This window comes from Aquitalea pelogenes (assembly GCF_001515305.1).
In the GTDB taxonomy this organism is placed as follows: domain Bacteria; phylum Pseudomonadota; class Gammaproteobacteria; order Burkholderiales; family Chromobacteriaceae; genus Aquitalea; species Aquitalea pelogenes.
In genome coordinates, this window is record NZ_LNQV01000091.1 from 1 (window position 1) to 4,411 (window position 4,411).

A 4,411-nucleotide genomic window follows, 5' to 3' on the forward strand; every position below is an offset into this window, starting at 1 on the left:
AGGGTTTGCACGGCGGCGTGAATCTCTTCCAGCAGGTGCAGGCAGCGTGCCCAGTCCGGTGCGGCGGGGATGGGTAGCAGGGCTTGCTCCAGCAGGTTAACGCTGGCGAGTCAGCAGGGTTTGCACGGCGGCGTGAATCTCTTCCAGCAGGTGCAGGCAGCGTGCCCAGTCCGGTGCGGCGGGGATGGGTAGCAGGGCTTGCTCCAGCAGGTTACGCAGGGCCAGCACATCCGGGTCCTGCTCGTTGTTCAAGCCGGGCGGGGTGGCACATGCCGGGAGCAGCGGGATGACCTTGCTCATGGCTGGCTTCCGTCTGCCGGAGGCAAAGGGAGGGCCAGCTCCTGTTGGTGGGGACGCAGTAGGCGTGGCTGTGGCCGGTAGTCCACCAGTTGCAGGCTGGCCATGTGCTTGAGTTGTTGCCGTACCGTGTCCGGGCTGATGCTGCACAGCCGTGCCATTTCACTGTGTTGCAGGCCCAGGCGCTGGTAGCGTTGCAGCTGGGCCCAGCGTGGCCGTGCTTCCAGCAGCGCCTGTTGCAGGGCTTGCATCAGGGCGGGTTGCTGCCGCTGCAGGGCGAGGGCGGTCTGTTCCATCTGGATGAAGTAGCGGCGCGCTTCGCGGCCACGCGGGCTGCGTTCCACCATGGCCAGTTCCTTGGCCATGTCCAGGCTGAGATGGTAGTCCTGACTGGGTCTGCCCATGGCTAGCAGACTTTTCGCCGGACTTTTTCGCCAAAACGGGCGAAAAGTCGAGACCGGCCTCAAAGCCATAGTCTTCAATGCGTTGCTTGATCCAGTTGGAGAAGTCACGCCCCACTTGTAGGAAGGCGTGCAGCTGACGGGCGTTCACCAGCAGGCAGGGTTGGCCGGCCAGCTGGCCGCTAAAGGTTTGCAGATGATCCATTGTAGTGACTCCGTTTCGATACGGATGGACCAGCATCAACAGGATGGTGGCCGGGAGGTTCGAAACCGTCACTACACGGTGGACTTCTTCCCCTGACGGGTCTTGTATCCGTCACCCTCCCGGCCATAAGCCGTGCCACCCCCGCCATGCAGGCAAGGCGGGGGCGCAAAAAAGCCACGGCTAACGGGCGTGGGGTGATCCGGTAGTGAAAGAGTTTCGACACTCCTGCACGCATGCTAGCCGCTGATTTGCTGATTCTACACTGGGCTTTCGGGCAGTGTGTAAGCGTGGGTCACTGCTTGCCCTCCTGCTTGTGCTTGGATTTGATGGTTGCCGCACTCAGTGCCAGCGCACATTCAAACCGAATATGTTTTTCCAGGTCGCTCGTCAGGTTCAACACGGTTTTATTACCAACGGCCCCGGCTTCTATGCCGATACGCAGCACAATGGGCAGATCGCGACAGGATTGGAACATCGGGTCAATTTGCTGATTGGCCGGGCTGATATAAGCGGGCCACATATCCTGCAGCGCATGCAGGGGATTCAATAGTTGCTGTTCAATCTCTGCTTTGGTGGTGAGCGGACTGACTTTTTCCAGCGCACCACGTACGGCATTCACCCCGGCGAGGCTGGCGCGCGCCCGTTGAAATCCCGGCGTGTCATCATCCGGTATGGAGGTGCCCAGCTGATCTTTGCCAAAGGCTTCCAGTTTCGCTACATCTATTGATGGGTGTTCAGTCTCCAGTATCCGTAAGCGGGCTTTCATTTGCTGGTTTTCTGCTTCCAGCGTCTTGAGCTTGTCGTCATTGCAACCGGTGAGTAGTGTCAGGGCCAGCAAGGGCAGCCAGATGGGGCGCATGGGGTCTCCTTGGGTAAATCTCCCAGCCTAGAACAACAGCCCTTGTTGGTCTCCCGCTGTCCGGTCAGTTGCCGTCTTCAATATGCTCCACACCTGCCGTTCGGTGATCTGGTACTGCCGCGCCAGCTGGTGCACCGCATGGCTGGCGGGGTGGTGGCGGGTGAGGGTGTCGAAGCTGTCGCGGATCTGCTGGTTGCGCATGGCGCGCAGGGCGGCGGCGCAGCGCGGGATGGCCAGCACCTCGCCGCCAAAGTGGCGGGTGAGGATGTTTGCAGCGTCCACGCCCACCACCTCGGCCAGGGCTTCGTAGCGGATTTGTCCCTGACGGCGCTGGTTTTTGCTGATGGGGAAAGTGGTGCCGCCCCAGGTTTCGATCAGCTTGAGCGCTCTAGGCAGGCCGATGAGGCTGGCGATGAGTTGCGCCATTTCTGGTAGCAAGTGTTGAACCTGTTCCAGTTTCATTCCGTTTTTCTCCCGGCGCGCCGTGCATCAAGCATGAGCGCGGCTGTCAGTTTGTGCAGTTGCTGCCCGTTTAGCCAATCCACCTTGTCAATCTGGAACATCCGTCTGGCCATGGCGTCGGCGTAGGGCCAGGGGCGACGGGCTTCGGCTAGTAGTGCCTCTATCTTGCCCATCAGCGCCTGGCGGCCTGCCGTGGGTTGTGGCCGTTTGCCATGGCGTGGGCCGGGCTTGGGGACAAAACCCAGGCGCTGCATTTCCGCCAGCACCTGCAATAACTGCAGCAGGTCCAGCTGGGTACTGCTGGAGCAGCCGGGTGCGATGCGCGCCAGCAGGCTGCGGTAGTCGGCATCTGCCATGGCCAGTTGCTGGCGGGCGATGTGCAGTTTGGCGATCAGCGCCTGGCGTGTGTCTTTCATCGGTTCCCCCATATGGCGTTAAAACCCGTTACGGAGCCGGCCGGGTTAACGGTCGGCTCGATGCCGGGCTTTAGCGGGCTTTAGTTGAGGCTGTCTTTCAAGGCCTTGCCCGGCAGGAACACCACCTTGCGTTTCGCAGGGATGGCCAGGCTTTCGCCGGTTTTGGGGTTGCGGCCGGTGCGGGCGGCGCTGGTGCGTACCTTGAAGCGGCCGATGCTGGCGAAGGCGACTTCATTGCCTTGCTGCGCTTGCTCGCGGATGGTCTGTTCCAGTGCGTCGACCAGGCGCAGGGCGTCGGCCTTGCTGAGGCCGGCCTTGTCGGACAGGGCGGTGATGAGTTGTTGCTTGTTCATGGGTTTCTCCTTGGTGGTGTGTGGGTCAAACGGCTGCGATGTCCAGCGGTAGCGCCTGGTACTGGTCGCTGTCGCCGATGCGTTCATAAATGCGGATGTAGCTTTTGGAGCATTGCACCCGCACCGAGTCGGACAGCGCCTGCATGGCGCGTTGCCATTTCTCGTCCTGGATGTCGAGACGGCGCAGGCCGAGGATGCGGCCGGTGCTGATGTTGCCGGCCTTGTCGACATTGAAGGCGTCGCCGACGATGGCGCGGATTTCGCTGCGGGCGTCTTCCGTCCATTCATGCAGGCATTCGTCGATCAGGCTTTTGGCGGCTTGCAGGCCTTCGTCGAAAGCCAGCGTGTCCTGGATGGCACGCAGCAGCTTGTAGCGGCCATCAAAGCTGAGCAGCGTTACATTGCCTTTGGAGCCGCCCAGCTTCGCGCCGTAGCGTTCGCCGGAAAGTTCGACAAAGGCGTTGATGTCGGCAAACACGGCGGTTTTGAAGTCCGCCAGGCTGCGGTTGAGCTGGCGGGCGCGGTTGACGATGTCGTTGACCAGCTCGTCCCGTGCTAGGTCGATGGGCTTGATGTGTTCCAGCGGCACCAGCCGGCCGCGGGCGTCCTGTTTGTAGTCTTGCGGGGTGCTCATGGCCGGGCCTCCGTATGGGTACCCAGTACACGGGTGATGTGGCCGCTGAGGGTGAGCAGTTCGCTGGCCCCGTTGCCCAGGGCGGCCATCACCAGCCGGCAGCGCTGGGCGGTGGCTTCCAGCATGGCGCTGTCGATGTCGCCGGATAGCAGGCTACGCACCAGGTCGGCATTGGCGGGGGTGATCTTGCTGGTGTCGATGCCCAGTTGGTGGTGCAGGCGCACCAGTTCGGCCACCGGGGCGGGGACGCTGCGCTCGTTTTCGTAGCGGCTGCCGCCGGACTGGGTGACGAAAACCCGGCTCCAGAACTGTTGCTGGTTCAGCCCGGTCTGGCGGCGCAGGCTGCGGTAGTCTTGCTTGACGGGGGTGTCGTGCATGGTGGTCTCCTGAGGGTTTAGTGGCCGAATTCGGTCCAGACGATGCGGCAGCCTTCCAGCTGGAACTGGCCCTGGCGGTAGTGGCCGAAATAGGTGTCGTGGCCAAAGCTGTAATAGACGGCGTCGCCGCTGGCGATCAGCCCTTGGCAGCGCGGGCTGGTGCGGATGCGGATGGTGGGGCGCTCGGTGTGTTGCAGGCTGGCGCTGACTACTGACAGGCCGCGTTCGGTGAGCTGGCGCACAGCCTGGGCAATGCGCAGCGCCGCCAGCAGCATGCTGGCGTTGTCCTGTACATGGGGCGGCACGGCGGGGTCAGGCAGGATGGTTGGCGTCATGGCGTTCTCCTTCTCCTTGTGGGCGTTGCGGGCAGTGCTGGCAGGCACGCCAGTGGGCGAGCTTGCCGGGGT

General features: G+C 62.5%; 9 protein-coding genes and 1 pseudogene. All 10 read right to left on the minus strand.

What is annotated here, in order from left to right:
* Window positions 1-96: 96 nt before the first annotated feature.
* Window positions 97-300, minus strand: a complete 204-nt coding sequence (locus AWT75_RS20125; protein WP_062791512.1) for a hypothetical protein — start codon at window positions 298-300, stop codon at window positions 97-99.
* Complete coding sequence (locus tag AWT75_RS20130; RefSeq protein WP_062791514.1) at window positions 297-701, minus strand: antA/AntB antirepressor family protein; 405 nt, start codon at window positions 699-701, stop codon at window positions 297-299. The genes AWT75_RS20125 and AWT75_RS20130 overlap by 4 nt, the downstream gene beginning before the upstream one ends.
* A gap of 22 nt (window positions 702-723) precedes the next feature.
* Window positions 724-939, minus strand: a pseudogene (locus AWT75_RS23910) (antA/AntB antirepressor family protein); the annotation flags it as partial.
* Window positions 940-1,195: 256 nt separating this feature from the next.
* The gene (locus AWT75_RS20135) at window positions 1,196-1,741 is read right to left on the minus strand and encodes a hypothetical protein (protein WP_153013411.1); all 546 of its coding nucleotides are present in this window, start codon (window positions 1,739-1,741) and stop codon (window positions 1,196-1,198) included.
* Between the two features lie 48 nt (window positions 1,742-1,789).
* A complete protein-coding gene (locus tag AWT75_RS20140; RefSeq protein ID WP_062791518.1) occupies window positions 1,790-2,224 on the minus strand; it encodes a Mor transcription activator family protein in 435 nt (144 codons plus the stop codon).
* Window positions 2,221-2,640 carry a gp16 family protein gene (locus tag AWT75_RS20145; RefSeq protein WP_062791520.1) on the minus strand — a complete coding sequence of 140 codons (420 nt, stop codon included), beginning with the start codon at window positions 2,638-2,640 and terminating at the stop codon, window positions 2,221-2,223. The genes AWT75_RS20140 and AWT75_RS20145 overlap by 4 nt, the downstream gene beginning before the upstream one ends.
* An 80-nt stretch (window positions 2,641-2,720) precedes the next feature.
* Window positions 2,721-2,993 (minus strand): HU family DNA-binding protein, encoded by a 273-nt coding sequence (locus AWT75_RS20150; RefSeq protein ID WP_062791522.1) that lies wholly within the window; start codon window positions 2,991-2,993, stop codon window positions 2,721-2,723.
* Between the two features lie 25 nt (window positions 2,994-3,018).
* On the minus strand, window positions 3,019-3,627 hold the full coding sequence (locus AWT75_RS20155; protein ID WP_062791524.1) for a DUF3164 family protein: 609 nt from the start codon (window positions 3,625-3,627) through the stop codon (window positions 3,019-3,021).
* Window positions 3,624-4,004 carry a helix-turn-helix domain-containing protein gene (locus AWT75_RS20160; protein ID WP_204377133.1) on the minus strand — a complete coding sequence of 127 codons (381 nt, stop codon included), beginning with the start codon at window positions 4,002-4,004 and terminating at the stop codon, window positions 3,624-3,626. Before AWT75_RS20160 ends, AWT75_RS20155 begins: the two co-directional genes overlap by 4 nt.
* A 17-nt stretch (window positions 4,005-4,021) precedes the next feature.
* On the minus strand, window positions 4,022-4,411 hold a 390-nt coding region (locus AWT75_RS20165), incomplete at its 5' end, for a hypothetical protein (protein WP_239689685.1).